This is a genomic window from Flagellimonas nanhaiensis (genome assembly GCF_003382275.1).
GTDB lineage: Bacteria > Bacteroidota > Bacteroidia > Flavobacteriales > Flavobacteriaceae > Flagellimonas > Flagellimonas nanhaiensis.
In genome coordinates, this window is sequence record NZ_QTJX01000001.1 from 972,779 (window position 1) to 991,695 (window position 18,917).

General features: G+C 42.2%; 14 protein-coding genes. 5 read left to right on the top strand and 9 right to left on the bottom strand.

All coding sequences use genetic code 11. The features are described from left to right. The first annotated feature begins 1 nt into the window (after position 1). From ilvB to DX873_RS04510, 5 genes are all read left to right on the top strand, one after another. A complete protein-coding gene (gene ilvB / locus DX873_RS04490) occupies positions 2-1,735 on the top strand; it encodes a biosynthetic-type acetolactate synthase large subunit (protein WP_116183305.1) in 1,734 nt (577 codons plus the stop codon). Positions 1,736-1,807: 72 nt separating this feature from the next. Further along, positions 1,808-2,335, top strand: a complete 528-nt coding sequence (ilvN, locus tag DX873_RS04495) for an acetolactate synthase small subunit (RefSeq protein ID WP_116183306.1) — start codon at positions 1,808-1,810, stop codon at positions 2,333-2,335. A 22-nt stretch (positions 2,336-2,357) separates the two neighbouring features. Further along, a complete protein-coding gene (ilvC, locus tag DX873_RS04500) occupies positions 2,358-3,833 on the top strand; it encodes a ketol-acid reductoisomerase (protein WP_116183307.1) in 1,476 nt (491 codons plus the stop codon). Positions 3,834-3,859: 26 nt separating this feature from the next. Further along, a complete protein-coding gene (gene ilvA, locus DX873_RS04505) occupies positions 3,860-5,125 on the top strand; it encodes a threonine ammonia-lyase (protein ID WP_116183308.1) in 1,266 nt (421 codons plus the stop codon). Between the two features lie 157 nt (positions 5,126-5,282). Then, a complete protein-coding gene (locus tag DX873_RS04510) occupies positions 5,283-6,875 on the top strand; it encodes an NADP-dependent glyceraldehyde-3-phosphate dehydrogenase (protein WP_116183309.1) in 1,593 nt (530 codons plus the stop codon). A gap of 22 nt (positions 6,876-6,897) precedes the next feature. On the opposite strand, the gene DX873_RS04515 is transcribed toward DX873_RS04510, so the two are convergent. From DX873_RS04515 to leuC, 9 genes are all read right to left on the bottom strand, one after another. Then, positions 6,898-8,667, bottom strand: a complete 1,770-nt coding sequence (locus DX873_RS04515) for a PAS domain-containing hybrid sensor histidine kinase/response regulator (protein WP_181899436.1) — start codon at positions 8,665-8,667, stop codon at positions 6,898-6,900. Then, positions 8,664-9,791, bottom strand: a complete 1,128-nt coding sequence (locus DX873_RS04520) for an FIST signal transduction protein (RefSeq protein ID WP_116183311.1) — start codon at positions 9,789-9,791, stop codon at positions 8,664-8,666. Before DX873_RS04520 ends, DX873_RS04515 begins: the two co-directional genes overlap by 4 nt. 302 nt (positions 9,792-10,093) lie before the next feature. Next, the gene (locus DX873_RS04525; protein WP_116183312.1) at positions 10,094-11,365 is read right to left on the bottom strand and encodes a putative metal-binding motif-containing protein; all 1,272 of its coding nucleotides are present in this window, start codon (positions 11,363-11,365) and stop codon (positions 10,094-10,096) included. A 203-nt stretch (positions 11,366-11,568) separates the two neighbouring features. Beyond that, positions 11,569-12,321, bottom strand: a complete 753-nt coding sequence (locus DX873_RS04530) for a methyltransferase family protein (RefSeq protein ID WP_116183313.1) — start codon at positions 12,319-12,321, stop codon at positions 11,569-11,571. Positions 12,322-12,590: 269 nt separating this feature from the next. Next, positions 12,591-13,799 (bottom strand): MopE-related protein, encoded by a 1,209-nt coding sequence (locus tag DX873_RS04535; protein ID WP_116183314.1) that lies wholly within the window; start codon positions 13,797-13,799, stop codon positions 12,591-12,593. A gap of 193 nt (positions 13,800-13,992) precedes the next feature. Then, positions 13,993-15,048 carry a 3-isopropylmalate dehydrogenase gene (gene leuB / locus DX873_RS04540; RefSeq protein ID WP_116183315.1) on the bottom strand — a complete coding sequence of 352 codons (1,056 nt, stop codon included), beginning with the start codon at positions 15,046-15,048 and terminating at the stop codon, positions 13,993-13,995. Between the two features lie 18 nt (positions 15,049-15,066). Continuing rightward, positions 15,067-16,584, bottom strand: a complete 1,518-nt coding sequence (locus tag DX873_RS04545) for an alpha-isopropylmalate synthase regulatory domain-containing protein (protein ID WP_116183316.1) — start codon at positions 16,582-16,584, stop codon at positions 15,067-15,069. Between the two features lie 40 nt (positions 16,585-16,624). Next, positions 16,625-17,221: a 3-isopropylmalate dehydratase small subunit gene (gene leuD, locus DX873_RS04550; RefSeq protein WP_116183317.1), complete on the bottom strand. Its 597-nt coding sequence runs from the start codon at positions 17,219-17,221 to the stop codon at positions 16,625-16,627. Between the two features lie 20 nt (positions 17,222-17,241). Further along, entirely contained in the window at positions 17,242-18,651 is a 1,410-nt protein-coding gene (gene leuC, locus DX873_RS04555; RefSeq protein WP_116183318.1) for a 3-isopropylmalate dehydratase large subunit, read from the bottom strand. Positions 18,652-18,917: the final 266 nt, after the last annotated feature.

Here is an 18,917-nt window from a genome sequence, read left to right on the forward strand (position 1 = left end):
TATGGAAACATTAAAAGCACAAAAAGAAAGTAAAAAAAAGGAAAAGGCAATTAAAATTACTGGCGCAGAAGCCATAATTCATTGCCTATTGGCCGAGGGGGTAGATTTAATCTATGGCTATCCCGGAGGTGCGATCATGCCAGTTTATGACGAACTTTATAAGTTTCAGGATAAACTGACTCATGTCTTGACAAGACACGAGCAAGGTGCCACCCATGCGGCACAAGGTTATGCTAGGGTAAGCGGAAAAGTAGGGGTGGCTATGGCCACTTCGGGGCCGGGAGCGACAAATCTGGTAACCGGTTTGGCGGATGCACAGATTGATTCTACGCCAGTTGTATGCATAACAGGACAGGTACCGCGTCATCTGCTGGGCTCAGATGCATTTCAAGAAACCGATATTGTCGGAATCTCTACTCCGGTCACTAAATGGAACTATCAGGTTACCAAGGCCAGTGAGATACCTGAGATTATGGCCAAAGCTTTTTATATAGCCAAATCAGGTAGGCCGGGTCCGGTTTTGGTGGACATCACTAAAAATGCCCAATTTGAAGAATTGGACTTCGTTTATGAAAAGTGTACAGGTGTCAGAAGCTATAAACCCGTTCCAGAGCCAGATTTAAAATCCATTGAAGCAGCAGCAGAGTTGATCAACAATGCCAAGAAACCTTATATAGTTTTCGGTCAGGGAGTTATTTTAGGACATGCTGAAGAGGAATTGAAAGCTTTGGTGGAGAAAGCAGGTATTCCAGCGGCTTGGACCATTCTTGGGCTATCTGCTTTGGATACGGACCACCCTTTGAACGTGGGAATGGTGGGAATGCACGGAAACTACGGGCCAAATGTTTTAACAAATGAATGCGATGTACTTATAGCCATAGGTATGCGATTTGATGATCGGGTTACAGGTAACCTGGATACGTATGCCAAACAGGCCAAAGTCATTCATTTTGAAATAGACCCTGCTGAAATCAACAAAAATGTAAAAGTAGACGTGGCAGTGCTTGGAAATGCCAAGCAAACCCTAGATCTGTTATTGCCACTTGTTCAGCCAAACGAACATAAGGAGTGGAAGGCCGAGTTTGATAAAAAATATCAAATAGAATATGACGAGGTCATCCAAAAAGACATAAACCCTACAAAACAAGGCCTTACCATGGGTGAGGTTGTGGAGCAAATCAACGTAGCATCCCAGCATAAGGCAGTTATTGTTACGGATGTTGGGCAACACCAGATGATTACTTGCAGATATGTCAAATTCAAACAATCCAAGAGTAATATTACTTCCGGTGGGCTTGGGACCATGGGATTTGCCCTGCCTGCGGCTATCGGAGCTAAGATGGGCGCTCAGGAGAGAGAAGTGGTTGCAATCATAGGTGATGGAGGGTATCAGATGACCATTCAGGAATTGGGGGTGATTTTTCAGCACAATCTAGCCGTTAAAATTGTGGTCCTGAACAATGATCATTTGGGAATGGTTCGTCAATGGCAAGAACTATTTTTTGAGAGCAGGTATGCCTCTACGGTCATGACCAACCCAGATTTTGTAAAAATTGCGGAAGGATATCATATCAAATCGAGGAGAGTAGCGGAGCGTGGAGAATTAAAAGATGCCATCGAAGAAATGATGGCTTCCAAAGAACCATACTTTTTGGAAGTAAAGGTTGAAAAGGAAGACAACGTATTTCCAATGATTCCTTCCGGAGCTTCGGTTTCTGATATTAGATTAAAATAATTGAAAAACTTGTACCATTCGAAATTGCTAGGATTGACCTTTAGAATCGAATGGCAATAGGATAAAAACACTATGGAAAAACAATGGTTCACCATTTCGGTCTATGCGGAAAATAATGTGGGACTACTCAATAGAATTTCCGGAATATTCTTAAAGAGACACATTAATATAGAAGGTTTAAATGTCTCTAAATCAGAAATTGAACATGTTTCAAAATTCACTATCGTGGTTTATACCACTGAAGACTGGACAAGAAAAATAGTAGGGCAGATAGAGAAACAAATTGAGGTGATAAAGGCCTTCTATCACGTAGATGATGAAATCATTTATCAAGAGTCTGCTCTATTTAAAATAGCTTCTCGTTTGTTGTTTGATGAACGTCAGATTCAGAACATCATCAAAGAGAGCAACTCGCAGATAGTTACCGTTAGCCGAGACTTTTTTGTGTTGGCCAAGACGGGTAGACGCCATGAAATTGACGAAATGCATGACGCCCTGGAACCCTATGGTATTATGCAATTTGTTAGATCGGGAAGGATTGCGGTAACAAAAGCGGAAATGCCAATCACAAGTATTTTAGCAGAATTTCAAGAACAATAAAGCATAAACCAAAAAACAGAAAATGACAAATTACTTCAACACGCTGCCACTTCGCGAGAAATTGACCCAATTGGGAAAATGTAGATTCATGGAATCCAGTGAGTTTGCAGATGGGGTAAAAGCCTTAAAAGGAAAAAAGATTGTAATTGTTGGGTGCGGTGCCCAAGGGCTTAATCAAGGATTGAACATGCGAGATTCCGGTCTTGATATTTCTTATGCACTAAGAGAGGCCGCCATTCAACAAGAACGCCAATCCTTTAAAAATGCCAAGGAAAATAATTTTAATGTAGGCACCTATGATGAATTGATCCCTACAGCTGATTTGGTGATAAACCTTACTCCCGACAAACAACACACTGATGTAGTAAGCACGGTGATGCCGCTAATGAAAAAGGGAGCAACGCTTTCCTATTCGCACGGTTTCAATATCGTGGAAGAGGGGATGCAAGTAAGAGAGGACCTTACGGTAATCATGGTTGCACCAAAAAGCCCGGGTTCTGAGGTCAGGGAAGAATACAAAAGAGGATTCGGAGTTCCCACATTGATAGCTGTACATCCAGAAAACGACCCTGAAGGTAAAGGGTTGGAACAAGCAAAGGCATACGCTGCCGCAACCGGAGGCCATAGAGCTGGCGTATTGGAGTCTTCCTTTGTAGCGGAGGTAAAGTCTGATTTAATGGGAGAACAAACCATTTTATGCGGTTTATTGCAAACAGGATCTATACTCTCCTTTAATAAAATGATTGAGAAGGGGATAGATGCTGGTTATGCTTCCAAATTGATCCAATACGGATGGGAAACCATTACCGAAGGATTAAAACAAGGTGGAATCACCAATATGATGGACCGTTTGTCAAATCCAGCAAAAATCAAAGCTTTTGACCTTGCTGAGGAGCTCAAAGGTATTATGAGACCTCTTTTCCAAAAACATATGGACGATATCATGAGCGGCCACTTCTCCAAAACCATGATGGAAGATTGGGCCAATGGCGATAAGAACCTTTTGGATTGGCGAGCTGCGACTGGGGAAACGTCATTTGAAAAGACCCCTGCAGGGAATGATGATATTTCAGAGCAGGAGTACTATGATAATGGTGTGCTAATGGTTGCTTTTGTGAAATCTGGTGTGGAGTTGGCCTATGAGACCATGACAGAATCAGGAATCATTGGCGAATCTGCGTATTATGAATCTCTGCACGAAACTCCTTTGATTGCCAATACCATTGCAAGGAAGAAATTGTTTGAGATGAACAGGGTTATATCAGATACTGCAGAGTATGGCTGCTATTTGTTCGATCATGCCTGTAAGCCGCTTTTGACTGATTTCATGAAAAACATAGACACAGATGTTGTTGGTAAGACTTTTGGAGAAGGCCAGGACAACGGAGTGGACAATGTCAAACTGATTTCGGTGAACAAAGCCATACGAGAACACGATGTAGAAGTTGTTGGCGCTAGACTAAGGGCTTCCATGACTGCTATGAAACCTATTGCCTAAAGCAAAATGAAGGAGGTCTTTGATTTATGGATACAAAGGCAGCGACATATTTTCCAAAACTATCAGATGTCCAGCAAGCAGCAAGGACAATCTCCAAGATAGCTGAAGAAACCCCATTACAGGAGAGTATCCGGTATTCAAAGCAATATGGGGCCAATGTGTTGTTGAAGCGGGAAGACCTTCACAGAGTTCGCAGTTATAAAATAAGGGGGGCGTTTAATAAAATAAGCGCCCTTTCTTTAAAAGAGCTTCAACAAGGGGTAGTGTGTGCCAGTGCTGGCAATCATGCACAAGGAGTGGCTTTTGCCTGTAACCACTTACAAGTTGAAGGGACCGTCTTTATGCCTTCCGTAACACCCCGTCAAAAAATAGAACAGACCAAAATGTTCGGAGGGAAATGGGTAGAGGTGATATTGAACGGGGATACTTTTGACGATTCCAATAAAGCAGCCCAGCGGTTCTGTAAAGAACATCAAAAAACATTCGTACACCCTTTTGACGACCCTAAAACGATTGAAGGGCAGGGTACCATTGGTTTAGAGCTATTGAAACAATTCAAAGAACCCATAGATTACGTCTTTGTGGCAGTTGGGGGAGGTGGACTGGCTTCGGGGCTTTGCGGAGTGTTTAAAGCTTTATCCTCAAAAACAAAGATTATTGGTGTTGAGCCACAAGGCGCAGCTTCCATGAAGATGTCCATTGAAAAAGGGGAATTGGTCGAGCTTTCAGATATTGATAAGTTCATAGATGGGGCTGCGGTACAAAAAGTTGGGAAATATACTTTTCCAATTTGCAGGGACCATCTATATGCCATGGAAACCGTGCCTGAAGGTAAGGTATGTCAAGCCATACTGGAGTTGTACAATCGTGATGCCATTGTAGTGGAACCGGCAGGTGCTTTGACCATTGCTGCTTTGGATGACTTTAAAGAAGAAATCAAGGGCAAGAATGTGGTCTGCATCATAAGCGGAAGCAATAATGACATAACCCGTACGGCAGAAATCAAGGAAAGAGCACTATTGTACAGTAGATTGAAGCACTATTTTATCATCAGGTTTCCGCAACGTCCCGGGGCGTTAAAGGAGTTTGTGGCCGATATTCTCGGACCTACGGATGACATTACCCATTTTGAATATTCTAAAAAGTCAAGCAGGGAAAATGCCCCAGCAGTTGTCGGGATTGAGCTGAAATCTCCAGATGATTTGGAACCCTTGGTGGAGCGGATGAAGGCCAATAATTTTTACGGGGATTATTTGAACGATAAGCCCGATCTCTTCCAATATTTGGTGTGAACCCCATAACAAATCCCGTCCTTGATTTGATAAAAGGGCAACTCAATCGTTTTCGATGTAAAACCTTTGAAAATGAAGAGGTTTCCAATGTTTTTTGCCCTAATTTTGGATGAAATTAGATTCATTTTGAGGAAATAGAAAACTAAAAATTTAGCATATGTCAGTTGCCAGAACAGAAATTCCCGAAGCATTTCGTATTACAGAGGAAATCCATCAGAAAACCTATTTGATCAACGGAGAACTAAGGGAGTGGAGTGGCAACACCTCAGCTGTGATTTCCACCATCTCTTCCACGGAAGAATACGCACACACGCCATTGGGAAGTATACCTGACATGGGAGAACCCGAAGCTATGGAGGCTCTGGATGCGGCCATTTCTGCATACCATAATGGACAGGGAGTTTGGCCCACCATGAAGGTAAAGGACCGCATTGAATGTATGGAGTCTTTTGTGAAAAAAATGGAGGAGAAACGTGAAGAGGTCGTCAAACTTTTAATGTGGGAAATCGGTAAATCGATGCCGGACTCCTATAAAGAGTTTGATCGCACGGTGGAATATATTTATGATACCATTGAAGATTACAAGCAGCTAGACCGTGACTCGGCTAAGTTTCAAAAGCATGATGGCGTATATGCCCATATTCGAAGAGGTCCACTTGGCGTGGTACTCTGCTTGGGCCCATACAACTATCCATTGAATGAAACTTTTGCTTTGTTGATTCCGGCAATCATCATGGGGAACACTACCATTTTTAAACCGGCCAAACACGGAGTATTGTTGATAACGCCATTATTGGAAGCTTTTCAGAGCAGTTTTCCCAAAGGGGTTGTCAACATTCTTTTTGGACGGGGTAGGGCAGTGGCTGGTCCAATTATGAAAACAGGAAAAGTAGATGTTTTGGCATTGATTGGAAACAGTAAATCTGCCAATGCCTTGCAAGAGCAACACCCCAAGAGCAACAGACTTCGTCTGGTCTTGGGCCTAGAGGCTAAAAATCCCGCCATCATACTTCCAGATGCCGATTTGGACCTTACCATAAACGAATGTATAGCAGGCACCCTTTCCTTCAATGGACAGCGTTGTACTGCCTTAAAAGTGGTCTATGTGCATGAAGATGTCAAAGAAGAATTTTTAAAACGATTTTCTGCAAAGGTGGATTCTTTGAAATTTGGTAACCCTTGGGACAAAGACGTTAAACTGACCCCTCTGCCAGAACCGGGAAAACCGGCTTACATCCAAGAGCTGTTGGACGATGCCAAGGAAAAAGGTGCCAAAGTGAAGAATAAAAAAGGCGGCAAGCATTTTGACAACTTCATCTGGCCTGCAGTACTATACCCAGTAACCAAGGACATGCGGGTTTACGAAGAAGAACAATTTGGTCCCATTATTCCGGTGTTGTCTTTCAAGGATATAGAAGAACCATTGGATGATATGGCAGAATCCAACTATGGTCAGCAAGTAAGTTTATTTGGAAAGGATGTGTATACCCTATCACCGCTAATCGATACTTTGGCCAATTTAGTGTGCAGGGTGAACCTAAATAGTTCCTGTCAACGCGGACCCGACGTATACCCGTTTACAGGGCGCAAGGACTCTGCCCAGTCAACTTTAAGTGTTCATGATGCCCTACGTTCCTTTTCGGTTAGGACCTTTGTGGCCTTTAAGGACAATGAGCTCAATAATGAAACCATAGAACAATTGTTGGAGGCCAAAGTGAGCAACTTTTTGAGCACCGATTATATTTTGTAATCTTGACCACTGTCAAAATCCGCTATGCGGCAGGGCTTCCTTCGTGAACAATCTTGGATAAGGTTCTATACAATTCCTTGGGATTGAAAGGCTTACATATTAAACCGTTTAAGCCATAATGCTTTATTTTGTTTCTGATGTCTATGCCAGCTGAAGCAGAAAGCGCATAAATTGGAAGGGTCTTATTTAAAGGGTTATTGCCTTGTCTTATAATCTTTGTGGCATCAAATCCGCTCATTTCTGGCATTTGAAGATCCATTAAAATCAGGTCGTAGCAATTTTCCTCTGCCATTTCTACGGCCCGCTTACCGTTTTCGGCTATTTCAAAGATGACGTCCCACTTGGCAAGAAATTTACTGATTACAAGTATGTTAAGGTGATTATCCTCGGCTACCAAGATTTTTATTCCCTTAAGGCTTTCCACATCATCCATGTTAAATGATTCAGATGATTGATCTTCCTCACGCTCATCTTCCTCAACCTTGCTCTTAAGGAATTCAAGTACAAAACCAAAGGTAGATCCTTTACCTTCGGTACTTTCAACCCAAAGCTCGCCGCCCATGAGCTCCACCAATTTCTTGCATATGGCCAAGCCTAGTCCGGTTCCTCCATATTTTCGGGTAGTGTTTGAATCTGCTTGGGCAAACGACTGGAATATTTTTTCTTGCTTGTCCTCAGATATTCCTATGCCGGTGTCCTTGATTTCAAACCGAATCATTGCAAAATCCTGATTTTCGTGCTCAAGTTCAATGTCCAGCACAACTTTACCTTCTTCGGTAAACTTTATGGCGTTGTTGATCAGGTTGGACAGAATTTGGGTGACTCGAGTACTGTCCCCAACAAGCATGGAGGGTAGGGCACTATCCTTTTTAATGGTAAATCGGATATCCTTGCTTTTGGCCTTATGGTGAAAAATGCTTCTCAGGCCATCCAATATCCTATCAAGATTAAAATCTGTCTCTTCGAGTTCTATCGAGCCAGACGCAATTTTATTGAAGTCTAAAATGTCATTCACAAGCTCCAGTAGGTGCTCTGAAGAATATTTGAGTGCATGTAGATTTTCCAATTGTTCCTTTTTTGGGTCTTCAAGAAGTAGCAAGTTGCTTACCCCTATGACGGCGTTTAAAGGTGTCCTGATTTCATGGGACATTGTGGACAAGAAATCATCTTTGGCCTTGCTGGCCATGGTTGCCTTTTCTTTGGCTTCAATGAGCTCAAATTCTGCCTGTTTTTGCGCAGTGATATCGGCCATGGTTCCAATAAAACCTTCAGGTTTTCCTTCTCTGGAGTTTAGCCTTTTCACTGAAATGTCGAGCCACTTTTTTTCATTATTGGCGGTCAAGGTCTCTACACTAATTTTGGTAGAGGTAAAATCAGACTTTTGCAAAATGGTTAGTTCCTCAAATGGCTTTCCATTAAGATCTTTAATGAATTCATAATAGGGTCGCCCCAAGCTTTCTTCTGTGGAATAGCCCAAAAGATCTTCCCAGGCCGGATTCAAATAACTCCATTTTCCCTCAAGATCAGCTTCAAAAATAACTTCGGTAATGTTTCCTGCCACTCTGGAAAGCTGGTCGCTGATTGTCTCTACATTGCTTTTTAGTTGCTGATTGGCCTGAAAAAGCTCTTGAGAGCTTTTTTCCAAAACGGTTTCAATATGGCTCAAATCGTTGTCAAAAGACCTATACGCCTCATCGATCAATGAAAAGAAATCTGCAAGCTTCTTCTGGGCAGCTTCATCGAAGCCGGCCTTTTTTATTTGCCGCTGTAAAAGTCTGTGTTGTTTACTCATTCTGAAAAAGTGGTAATGGTCATGGTTTGGTTGTGTAAGGTGCATGCCGAAAATTTGTCAAAAGGGGCAATCTCACCATACGAATAGAATCCGGTTGTGAAAATGTTGTTCCCAAACACTTCGTTGACGGCTTCAACCTCTTCCTCTACCAATTGCTTCATAACCAACCTTCGTCCAACACAACTGATCAGAAATGCCAATTGATGTTCATCTTCCGCTCCCTTCTTACTGATTTGGGCCGATTGTTCGGCACCGCTGATAATTCTATCAATATTGGCCTTCATCAAGCGTACATAAGCTCCTTGGGGAATATTTCCTGCGAATGTTAGACTTTGTTCCTCTTCATTTACGGATAAAATGGTCCGTACCACCGGAATTTTATTTTCCTCATCTCTCATACTCAAGGGGAAGAGAAGTCCAGACCCCGGAAGTTCCTTGGCTTTTTCGCCCAAGAAGGATTTGTAGAGTTCTAGGGCAGGCTGACCATCAAGCTCATAAAGAATATTGTCTTTTGATTTAGTGACGGTACGCTCTATTCCAAAACTGTCCCATCCGCCTTTGGACCCAAAACCTACTTTGAGCTGATCTCCATATAGACCTAAAGCCACAATTTGTTCGGATATGACCTTGTCATTGTGGACAATGAATGTTTTTTCAAAATCGTAACCATCACCGGCCAATCCACCAGTAATACTAACGGCTGGTGAGATGTTGGCATGAAGCCCCTTAACCAATTCCGCTCCATTTACAATAAGACCATCACTCAATACAAAAATGTGTTTTAGATCATCTGCCATTAAAGCTTCACTGATTTTCTTCCCGGCCTTGAAGCTGTCATTTTGGTATTCCTTCATACTAACCGAAGTAATTTCAGTTCGTGTGTTATCGAAAGATACTGCAGTCAGGGCAATGGTGTCATCAAGCACTTGGTCTCCGAGGATTTCACCTGCTGTGGAGCAACCAATGCACTTGGTATTTGGAAATTTTGCATGTAGCTCATCAAGAAACCCTTCAACATTTTTAAAAGAAGGGGAGATAAACAAAAAGAAAATGTCAGGAGTAAATGGCACCGATAGGTCTTTAATGGTGCTAGAGTCTGTTATTTTGGATTGATATACATTCATTACTTTATATTACATTTTAGTGAGAAAAAGATTACATGAAATTTAATAACGCTAATTCAAACTGTTTTAGTATGTTGCCCAAAGAATAGTGAATTGGAATTGATGCGTCCCTAGAGCAGTATAGTTATGGCCTGACATGGAAAAAAATGTTTTGGCCAAGAGGCTTTTTGATATCCGTTGACAAGTCCAAATGTGTAATTTTCCAATGGTACTCATAACGGTTAAAAAGAAAAGGAGCAAGAGATCAAATCCCTTGCTCCTCAAAAACAAACAAACTGAAGTACAACCTAAAGTTAAAGTGGTTATTGGTTCTGTGGCGTGGAACGGGTGTAGGATATTGTACCTCCTGGATTTCCTTGTCCTTTGCCCCATTCTGTAAAGGTTAGGGTAAGGTATATATCCTCTTCTACCAACCATACCCCTAATTTTTTTCCAACCAATTGATCCATTACAACTTCATTATATCCATCACCTACAATGAAGTCATCAAGGACTGTGTCAATGAGAATTCCATCATTAAGGCGCCTTATAATTGTTGCGATATTATGGAAACTATAAAAGTGGGTCGGGTCTCCCAAAGTGCCGTAAAGCGGGAAGTCGTCCCATGCTGGATTAGGGGTATCTGCTCCTGTGGCATCCAAAAGAGCCCAACGTACCCCTTTAGTACCACCGGAAGGGTTTATGGTTTGGATATCTTTGATTGCTTCTATATCATCAGCCCAAAAGTCGGCAGATAGGTCGGAACTTTCACTATTTATATGAATGGCATCCTCCCCAAAAGTATCTTGCCACCATTGATAATTGTACATGGAGCCACTATTCTGTCTTGTAAAAACTACAGAATCGGTTAAACGGTCCTGGTTGGCTGGGTCGGTCCAATCCGCAAAGGCAACTTTGGAAAAGACAAGGTCTGGACCTGTCCAGATTACGTTTTCTATGGTGCCATCACAATCACTGTCTATGCCGTCATTAGGGATTTCAGTTGCTCCAGGAAATACAGTGGCATTGGTATCATCACAGTCCGTGTTATCCAATACATAACCCTCTGGAATAATGTCACAAATGGAAATTGTTTGTGATTCATTGGGATTTCCAAAGTCATCTCCGTCCGTGTCGGCATAATAGGTGACCATGATATTTGGGTTCTGGTTGGGGTCCACATCATTACAATCGGTATTGTCGGTAACATAACCTTCAGGTTTTGTTTGTCCTGAGCAAAGGGTCTGTGAGTTCTGCGGATTGCCAAATCCATCCCCATCCTCATCGGCATAATAGGTGACCTGCTCACAATCTGGAAAGATGTGCTTGTTGCTGTCATCTGGGTCTGAACTGTCCGTGACATATCCTGTAGGTTCTGAACATTCACTTTTGAAGACTTTTGGATTACCAAATCCATCCCCATCTGTGTCCGCATAATAGGTTTTTTCAGTACAATCTTTGTCCTTTCCACAAGAGATAAGAATCAAGAGAGAAAGGATTGTTAGAGTCAGTTTAGATAGGCTATTTAGGCCTGAAAAAATGACTGTATTGAATAGTCTGGGCCTGGGTAAACTAAAATCTTTGTGGGTATTCATAGCTAAGTGTTAAAAATGAAACATGATCTTTTGTTAATTTATTTTGTCATCATTGATTGTGTTTTGGATGGACAACTGACAATGATTGGTTGAAAAGTAAAAAGATGATCATTCTCCAAAGTGCGTCAATTGACAAATGTGAGGTTTGGATTGACGGATATTAAGTTCTTCAATGGGAGGTAAAAGGGAATACAGCTTTTGCACTATCTACCCTCCTCATCCAAGACGTAGGTCTTTCTTTTTAGATAGGTTAAAATGAGAAAGGCAATTCCGCTTAGGATATAGGCAGATAAGAAGTAATAATTAAGATTATGGTTGGTGTTGACCAACTTTCCGGAAATATCAAAAAGAAAGAATACCGTAAACAAATTAAAGAAACCGTTCTTCTCCTGTTTAAGTATTTTTTTCCAACTAAAAGGCAGGTCGGGTTTCACGAAATTCGTAAAATTGGGAATAAAAGCAGGCACTTTTTGAGCCCATTGCAAGTAAGTAATTCCAAATTTCTTTCTTAAAAATTGCTCTTCAGCAAACATAATACGCTCGTAATACACCCAGAACAAAAAGCAAAATGCAATTACAAACCAAAAATTACCTGTCAACATTGCTGGCCCCAACCACATAAAAAAGTTGCCCAGGTATAAAGGATGTCTTACCAGGGAATACAGCCCCGTGGTATTCAATTTTTCCGCTACCTGCCCCTTTACGTTTCTTCCCGAAGTGTTCTTAGGGGCATATCCGACAGCATAAACCCTGATAAATTGCCCCAAGAGTCCTATAGACAAGCACAGTAATTGATAATAAACCTCAAAAGGAGTTTCTTTAAGAAAGAATGTTTCTGGGTATGCTTCGGTTCGAAGATATAGCGCAATGCCAATCAATAAAATGATAATGGGTAGAAAACTTCTATACCTAAACAACCATACACCTTGTTTTTCAAATTCTTCTTGGAGTGCCATACCTAAATATTAGATTTAACATAAAGTTTTGCTCGAATCTTCAGAGGTAAGAATGTCAAATTCTACCCTTGAAAATTGGACCAACTATCTGATTTTGGAGGTGAAAGTACTTTTTGTAAAACCTTTATCTGATGAGGATTTGACCGATGCCGCTTTTTGATTGACGGATGTGCGTTTGGAGTTGGTATGGGAGTCAAACCCATAAAAAAACTCCCTGTGTTAAAGGGAGCTTTTTAGTTTGGCAGTTTGGCTTTTCCTGTTTTGTTAGGTTAGAATTCTGGTGTAGAACGGGTGTAGGATATAGTACCTCCTTCACTTGTTGGTGTCCATTCAGTAAAGGTCAGTGTGAAAAAGATATCCTCTTCCATTAACCATACTCCAAGTTTTTGACCCACCAAGGCTTCCATTGATGCATCAGGCGTGACATCGGAAATTAGACCATTCCATACTTGAATGTTATGAATATTTATTATGGATTGAAACCAAATACCGTTATCTAAGTGAAAGGCAATTGAGGCAATATTATGAAGACTATAAAAATGGGTCTCATCCCCAAGAGTGCCGTAAAGACTGAATTGACTCCATTGGGTGTTGGGGGAGTCTCCAGAATCCAAAAGGGCAAAGCGAATTCCTTGTGGACCTCCCGTTGAAATAATGTTACCCATATTTTTAATACTTAGAGTGGGTGGCCCCCAAAACTCCCAAGCTACATCGGATCCAGTATTGGGAACATGTAATGCATCTTGCCCAAAGTTGTCCAACCACCATTGGCGATTATAAAAGTAGTCGTTGTCTTGACGTGTAAAAACAACCTTTTCGGTAATTTCATCTTGAAATTGAGGATCGGTCCAGTCATCTTGTGCATTTTTTGTAAATACCTTATCTGGTCCCGTCCATATAACCCGGTCTTTACCATCACAGTTTTGGTCAATACCATCATTGGGTATATCTTCTGTATTGGGGTGAATCTGGTCATCAGTGTCATCACAGTCTGTGTTGTCCAATACATAACCCTCTGGAATAATGTCACAAATGGAAATTGTTTGTGATTCATTGGGATTTCCAAAGTCATCTCCGTCCGTGTCGGCATAATAGGTGACCATGATATTTGGGTTCTGGTTGGGGTCCACATCATTACAATCGGTATTGTCGGTAACATAACCTTCAGGTTTTGTTTGTCCTGAGCAAAGGGTCTGTGAGTTCTGCGGATCGCCAAATCCATCCCCATCCTCATCGGCAAAATAGGTAACCTGTTCACAATCTGGAAAGATGTTCTTGTTGTTGTCATCGGGGTCGGTGTTATCAAGTACATAGCCTTCTGGCTTTTCACAGGCACTTTGGGACTTGGAGGGATCACCAAAGCCGTCCCTATCCATGTCGGCATGGAAGGTTTTTTCGGTACAGTCACCATCCTTGCTACAGCCTACATGCGCTATAAGACCTAAAACGAATAGGCCCATTGTCAATGTTTTTTTCATGAAGTCGTGTTTTACGTTTATCTTGAAAAATACCAAGGGAATTGCTGAAGGAGAGCGGGCAATTGACAAGACACAGTTCTGAATTGACGGATGCGGGTTGGGAGTTGGTATGGGAGTTAAACCCATAAAAAAACCCGGACTTTGTCCGGGAATTATAAAATAGGAGTGCATCTAGAAGAAGATGCTTTTAATCTTAGATGTTTGTGGCCAACCAGTCGCCCACCTCACTGGTTTTGTATGCTTTTCCGCCATCGGCAAGATCTTCGGTGACCACACCTTCGGCCAAGGATTTGTTGACCACGGAACGAATAGCTTCTGCTTCTTCCTTGAGGTCAAAATCCTCGAACATCATGGCTGCGGACAATACGGTGGCCAATGGGTTGGCAATGTCCTTTCCAGCTGCTTGCGGATAGGATCCATGGATAGGTTCGTAAAGGGAAACCTCACTTCCAACAGAAGAGGAGGGCATCAATCCCATAGAACCCGAAATAACCGAGGCTTCATCTGTAAGGATATCTCCGAATAGGTTGGCAGTGATGATGACGTCATATCCTTTGGGCCATTGGATCAGGCGCATGGCAACCGCATCCACAAATTCGTAGGTCACTTCCACTTCTGGATATTCTTTTTCCAAAGCCTGTACGGTTTCTCTCCACAACCGGGAAGCCTCCAATACGTTGGCCTTGTCGACACAACAGAGTTTTTTGCCTCTTTTCAGGGCCATCTCAAATCCTTTTCGAGCCAAACGCTCCACCTCAAACCGTTGGTAGGTCATGGTGTCAAAAGCGGTATCACCGCCATCCTTACGGCCTCTATCGCCAAAATAGACCCCTCCCGTAAGCTCTCTGAGGATGATTAGGTCGGTGCCCTCAATACGTTCCCGTTTCAATGGGGATTTGTCGATCAGGGAAGGAAAAGTAAAGGTTGGTCGTACATTGGCAAAAAGCCCCAGTTTTTGACGCATTTTAAGAAGACCTTGCTCTGGACGTACTTTGGCAGATGGGTCATTGTCAAAGCGCGGGTGTCCAATAGCTCCAAAAAGAACGGCGTCCGCAGCCTGGCAGATATCGTGGGTTTCATCAGGATAAGGTTCTCCAACAGCGTCAATGGCCGCAGCACCGGTAAGTGCAGGAGTCCATTCTATATTGTGGTTGAATTTTTCGGCAATGGCATTGGATACTTTTACGGCTTGGTCAATTACTTCGGGGCCGATTCCATCCCCGGCCAAAAGGGCAATTTTTAAATTCATGTATTATTTTTTTCTATATCAAACTAAATTGAGCATTTTTTCGGTTGCCTTTATGGCAGAAACGGTTTGGTCAGAGTCCAACCCGCGGGTGGTAAAATCTTTTTCATGGGTTTGCCAAGTGATTACGGTTTCGCATAAAGCGTCCGAGTTACTCCCTGGGGGAATACGAACTGCATAGTCTATCAGCTTGGGCAATTCCCTGTTTTCTTTTTTGTAGACTTTTCTTAGCGCATTGATAAAGGCATCAAACTGTCCATCGCCTTGCGCATTTTCCTCATACGTCTTTCCTTCAATTTCTATGGATAGGGTAGTAGAGGGTTTTAAACCTTTGGAGTGCGTCAATACATAGGATTTTACAAAAACTCGTTGTTGCAATCGGTCGGTATCCAGCACATCTGAGATGATGTAAGGGAGATCATCCTTGGTGACCCGTTCCTTTTTATCGCCTAGTTCAATAATACGCTCCGTAACCTTTTTCAGTTCCTCTTCATTCAATGTCAATCCCAACTCCTGAAGGTTCTTCTGAATATTGGCTTTTCCTGATGTTTTGCCTAAGGCATATTCGCGTTTTCTTCCAAATCGTTCCGGAAGCAAGTCATTAAAGTAAAGATTCTTTTTGCTATCTCCATCAGCATGTATTCCAGCAGTTTGAGTAAAAACATTTCCTCCTACAATTGGTTTGTTGTCTGGAATGCCAAAACCTGTAAATGCGGAGACCAATTTGCTTACTTTATACAAAGAAGATTCTTTTACTCCGATAGAGATTTCAGGTAAAAAATCATTTATTACTGCAGCCACACTGGCCAGTGGGGCATTACCGGCCCTTTCACCCATACCATTGACGGTTAGGTGCAAACCATGACATCCTGCCCGAAGGGCTTCCATGACATTAGCGACGCTTAAATCGTAGTCATTATGCCCGTGGAAGTCAAAATGGGTATCTGGATAGCGTTCCACAATTAATTTAATGAACTCTCCAGCTTCAAAATGTGTAAGGATACCTAAGGTATCTGGTAATAAGATTCGTTTTATTGGCTGCGTTGTAAGAAAATCTAGAAACTGCAAAACATACTCGCGGGAATTTCGCATACCATTGCTCCAGTCTTCCAAATAGACATTGGTTTCAATCCCCAACTTTTGAGCCTTGGCAACTACGGTTTCAATATCCTTGAAATGTTGCTCCGGGGTTTTCTTTAACTGATGGGTCAAATGGTTTAGGGAGCCTTTTGTCAATAGGTTCTGGACCTTGGCGCCAGCTTTTTGCATCCAATCCAAGGAAACCCCACCGTCAACAAACGTCAATACTTCAACCTTGGAGAGATAACCTTCAGAAGCAGCCCAGTCCGTAATATTTTTGACAGCTTGAAATTCCCCTTCGGAGACCCTTGCAGAGGCCACTTCAATGCGGTCAACTTTCAGCTCCTCCAAAAGAAGTTTGGCCAGGGTAAGCTTTTCCGAGGCAGAAAAAGATACTCCTGATGTTTGTTCCCCATCGCGTAGGGTAGTGTCCATTATTTCAATGGTTCTTTTCTTCATTCCCGGAGATTATAGCGTTGCTCTTTGGATTGAACAGGAATTATAGTGGTGTTTTTTGACCAAACACCTCAATATCTTTTTTTATGTTCAACAAATAATCGATATCATCAAACCCGTTAAGCATGTTTTCCTTTTTATACCCATTGATGTTGAAGGTTTCGCTTTCGCCAGTGGCCAAGATGGTAATGGTTTGTTCGGGCAAGCTGATTTCCAACTCGGTTTTGGGGTCTTTCTCAATTGCCTTGAAAATCTTATCCAAAAAATCGGCACTTACTTGAACCGGAAGAACTCCAATGTTCAAACAGTTGTTTCGGAAGATATCGGCAAAAAAACTGGAGACCACACAACGGAAACCGTAATCATAAACTGCCCAGGCAGCATGTTCCCTAGAGGAACCGGAACCAAAGTTTTTCCCTCCAACCAATATTTTTCCGCTGTAAATGGGATTGTTCAAAACAAAATGCTCTTTTGGAGTGTTGTCTGAATTGTACCTCCAATCCCTAAATAGATTATCCCCAAAGCCCTTACGTTCTGTGGCTTTAAGAAATCGTGCCGGTATAATCTGGTCGGTATCCACATTCTCAATTGGAAGTGGGACCGCAGAGCTTTTTAGTATGTTGAATTTATCGTATGCCATTTTCTTGTATTCTTTAATTTTTATGCTACCACTTCTTCCATTAATTCCCTAGGGTCGGTCACTTTTCCAGTAACCGCAGCTGCAGCTGCTACTAACGGACTTGCCAATAAGGTTCTGGCCCCAGGTCCTTGACGCCCCTCAAAATTTCTATTTGAGGTACTCACGGCGTATTTGCCTGCTGGAATTTTATCATCGTTCATGGCCAAACAAGCAGAACAGCCAGGCTCCCTAAGTTCAAAGCCAGCCTCATGTAAAATGTCGAGGATCCCTTCCTCTTTTATAGCTTCTTCTACCTTGTGGGAGCCAGGAACCAACCATGCGGTAACGTTTTGAGCCTTTTTTCTTCCTTTGATTACGGAAGCAAATGCCCTAAAGTCCTCAATTCTTCCGTTGGTGCAACTTCCTAGGAACACAAAATCAATAGGTTTTCCAATCATAGTCTCTCCTTCGTTGAAGTCCATATAATCCAATGATTTCTTATAGGTAGCATTTCCTCCTTCCACAGCATCAGCCAAAGGAATGTTATTCTGAATCCCCATTCCCATTCCAGGATTGGTCCCATAAGTGATCATGGGCTCTATTTCTGAAGCATCAAAGGAAATTTCCTGGTCAAATACGGCGTTTTCATCAGAGTAAAGGGTTTTCCAATATTCCATGGCTTTGTCCCAATCAGCACCTTTAGGTGCATACTCGCGGCCCTTAACGTAGTCAAATGTTTTCTCGTCCGGAGCAATCATACCACCGCGGGCACCCATTTCAATGCTCAGGTTGCATACGGTCATCCTGCCTTCCATGGACATAGCTTTAAAAACATCACCCGCATACTCTACAAAATATCCAGTAGCTCCAGAGGTGGTCAACTTGGAAATAATAAAGAGTGCAACATCTTTTGGGGTAACTCCTGTGCTTAGACTCCCATTTATATTGATGCGCATCTTTTTGGGTTTAGGTTGCATGATGCACTGCGTGGAAAGTACCATTTCCACTTCACTGGTGCCAATTCCAAATGCAATGGCTCCAAAAGCGCCATGGGTGGAGGTATGTGAATCTCCGCATACTATGGTGGCTCCGGGAACAGTAATTCCGTTCTCTGGTCCTATGACATGGACAATACCATTTTTCTCATGCCCAAGACCCCAATATGGAATACCGTGTGCCTTGGAATTTTCTTCCAAAGCCTTCAACTGATTTGCGGACAACTCATCCTTTACAGGTAAATGTTGATTTAGGGTAGGAGTATTATGATCTGCAGTGGCAAAGGTCCTTTCAGGATAAAGCACCTTGATGCCTCTGTTCTTGAGTCCCAGAAAAGCAACAGGACTGGTCACTTCGTGCACCAAATGCCTATCTATAAAAAGCACATCGGGTCCGTCTTCAATATGTTGAACAACATGGGAATCCCAAACTTTATCAAAGAGTGTCTTGCTCATTATTTCTTGAATGTTTTTTAAGCGGATAAATTTAAAGCATGGAATAATTCCGTGTGAAAAATTGCGTGTAAAATTACGATGTTCAAGACGCTTTTTGATGAGTAGAACAGGGTTCAATGGCAGCTCTTGAATATTTGGCACAAAAAGAATTACAATTGTTAATTATCATACTGAGGTAATATGCGAGTATTAGATTTTTCTTGGAAGTAAGCTCTTACCCGAAGAGTTTTTACCACTCTAATGAATTAAATACCCCTATTTACCTA

What these genes read in the sequence shown, in the direction of transcription:
- DX873_RS04515 (WP_181899436.1), bottom strand. Translation starts at nt 8,667, where the DNA reads ATGAGTAAACAACACAGACTTTTACAGCGGCAAATAAAAAAGGCCGGC.
- ilvN (WP_116183306.1), top strand. Translation starts at nt 1,808, where the DNA reads ATGGAAAAACAATGGTTCACCATTTCGGTCTATGCGGAAAATAATGTG.
- leuB (WP_116183315.1), bottom strand. Translation starts at nt 15,048, where the DNA reads ATGAATTTAAAAATTGCCCTTTTGGCCGGGGATGGAATCGGCCCCGAA.
- DX873_RS04520 (WP_116183311.1), bottom strand. Translation starts at nt 9,791, where the DNA reads ATGAATGTATATCAATCCAAAATAACAGACTCTAGCACCATTAAAGAC.
- ilvA (WP_116183308.1), top strand. Translation starts at nt 3,860, where the DNA reads ATGGATACAAAGGCAGCGACATATTTTCCAAAACTATCAGATGTCCAG.
- DX873_RS04535 (WP_116183314.1), bottom strand. Translation starts at nt 13,799, where the DNA reads ATGAAAAAAACATTGACAATGGGCCTATTCGTTTTAGGTCTTATAGCG.
- DX873_RS04530 (WP_116183313.1), bottom strand. Translation starts at nt 12,321, where the DNA reads ATGGCACTCCAAGAAGAATTTGAAAAACAAGGTGTATGGTTGTTTAGG.
- leuD (WP_116183317.1), bottom strand. Translation starts at nt 17,221, where the DNA reads ATGGCATACGATAAATTCAACATACTAAAAAGCTCTGCGGTCCCACTT.
- DX873_RS04525 (WP_116183312.1), bottom strand. Translation starts at nt 11,365, where the DNA reads ATGAATACCCACAAAGATTTTAGTTTACCCAGGCCCAGACTATTCAAT.
- ilvC (WP_116183307.1), top strand. Translation starts at nt 2,358, where the DNA reads ATGACAAATTACTTCAACACGCTGCCACTTCGCGAGAAATTGACCCAA.
- DX873_RS04545 (WP_116183316.1), bottom strand. Translation starts at nt 16,584, where the DNA reads ATGAAGAAAAGAACCATTGAAATAATGGACACTACCCTACGCGATGGG.
- DX873_RS04510 (WP_116183309.1), top strand. Translation starts at nt 5,283, where the DNA reads ATGTCAGTTGCCAGAACAGAAATTCCCGAAGCATTTCGTATTACAGAG.
- ilvB (WP_116183305.1), top strand. Translation starts at nt 2, where the DNA reads ATGGAAACATTAAAAGCACAAAAAGAAAGTAAAAAAAAGGAAAAGGCA.
- leuC (WP_116183318.1), bottom strand. Translation starts at nt 18,651, where the DNA reads ATGAGCAAGACACTCTTTGATAAAGTTTGGGATTCCCATGTTGTTCAA.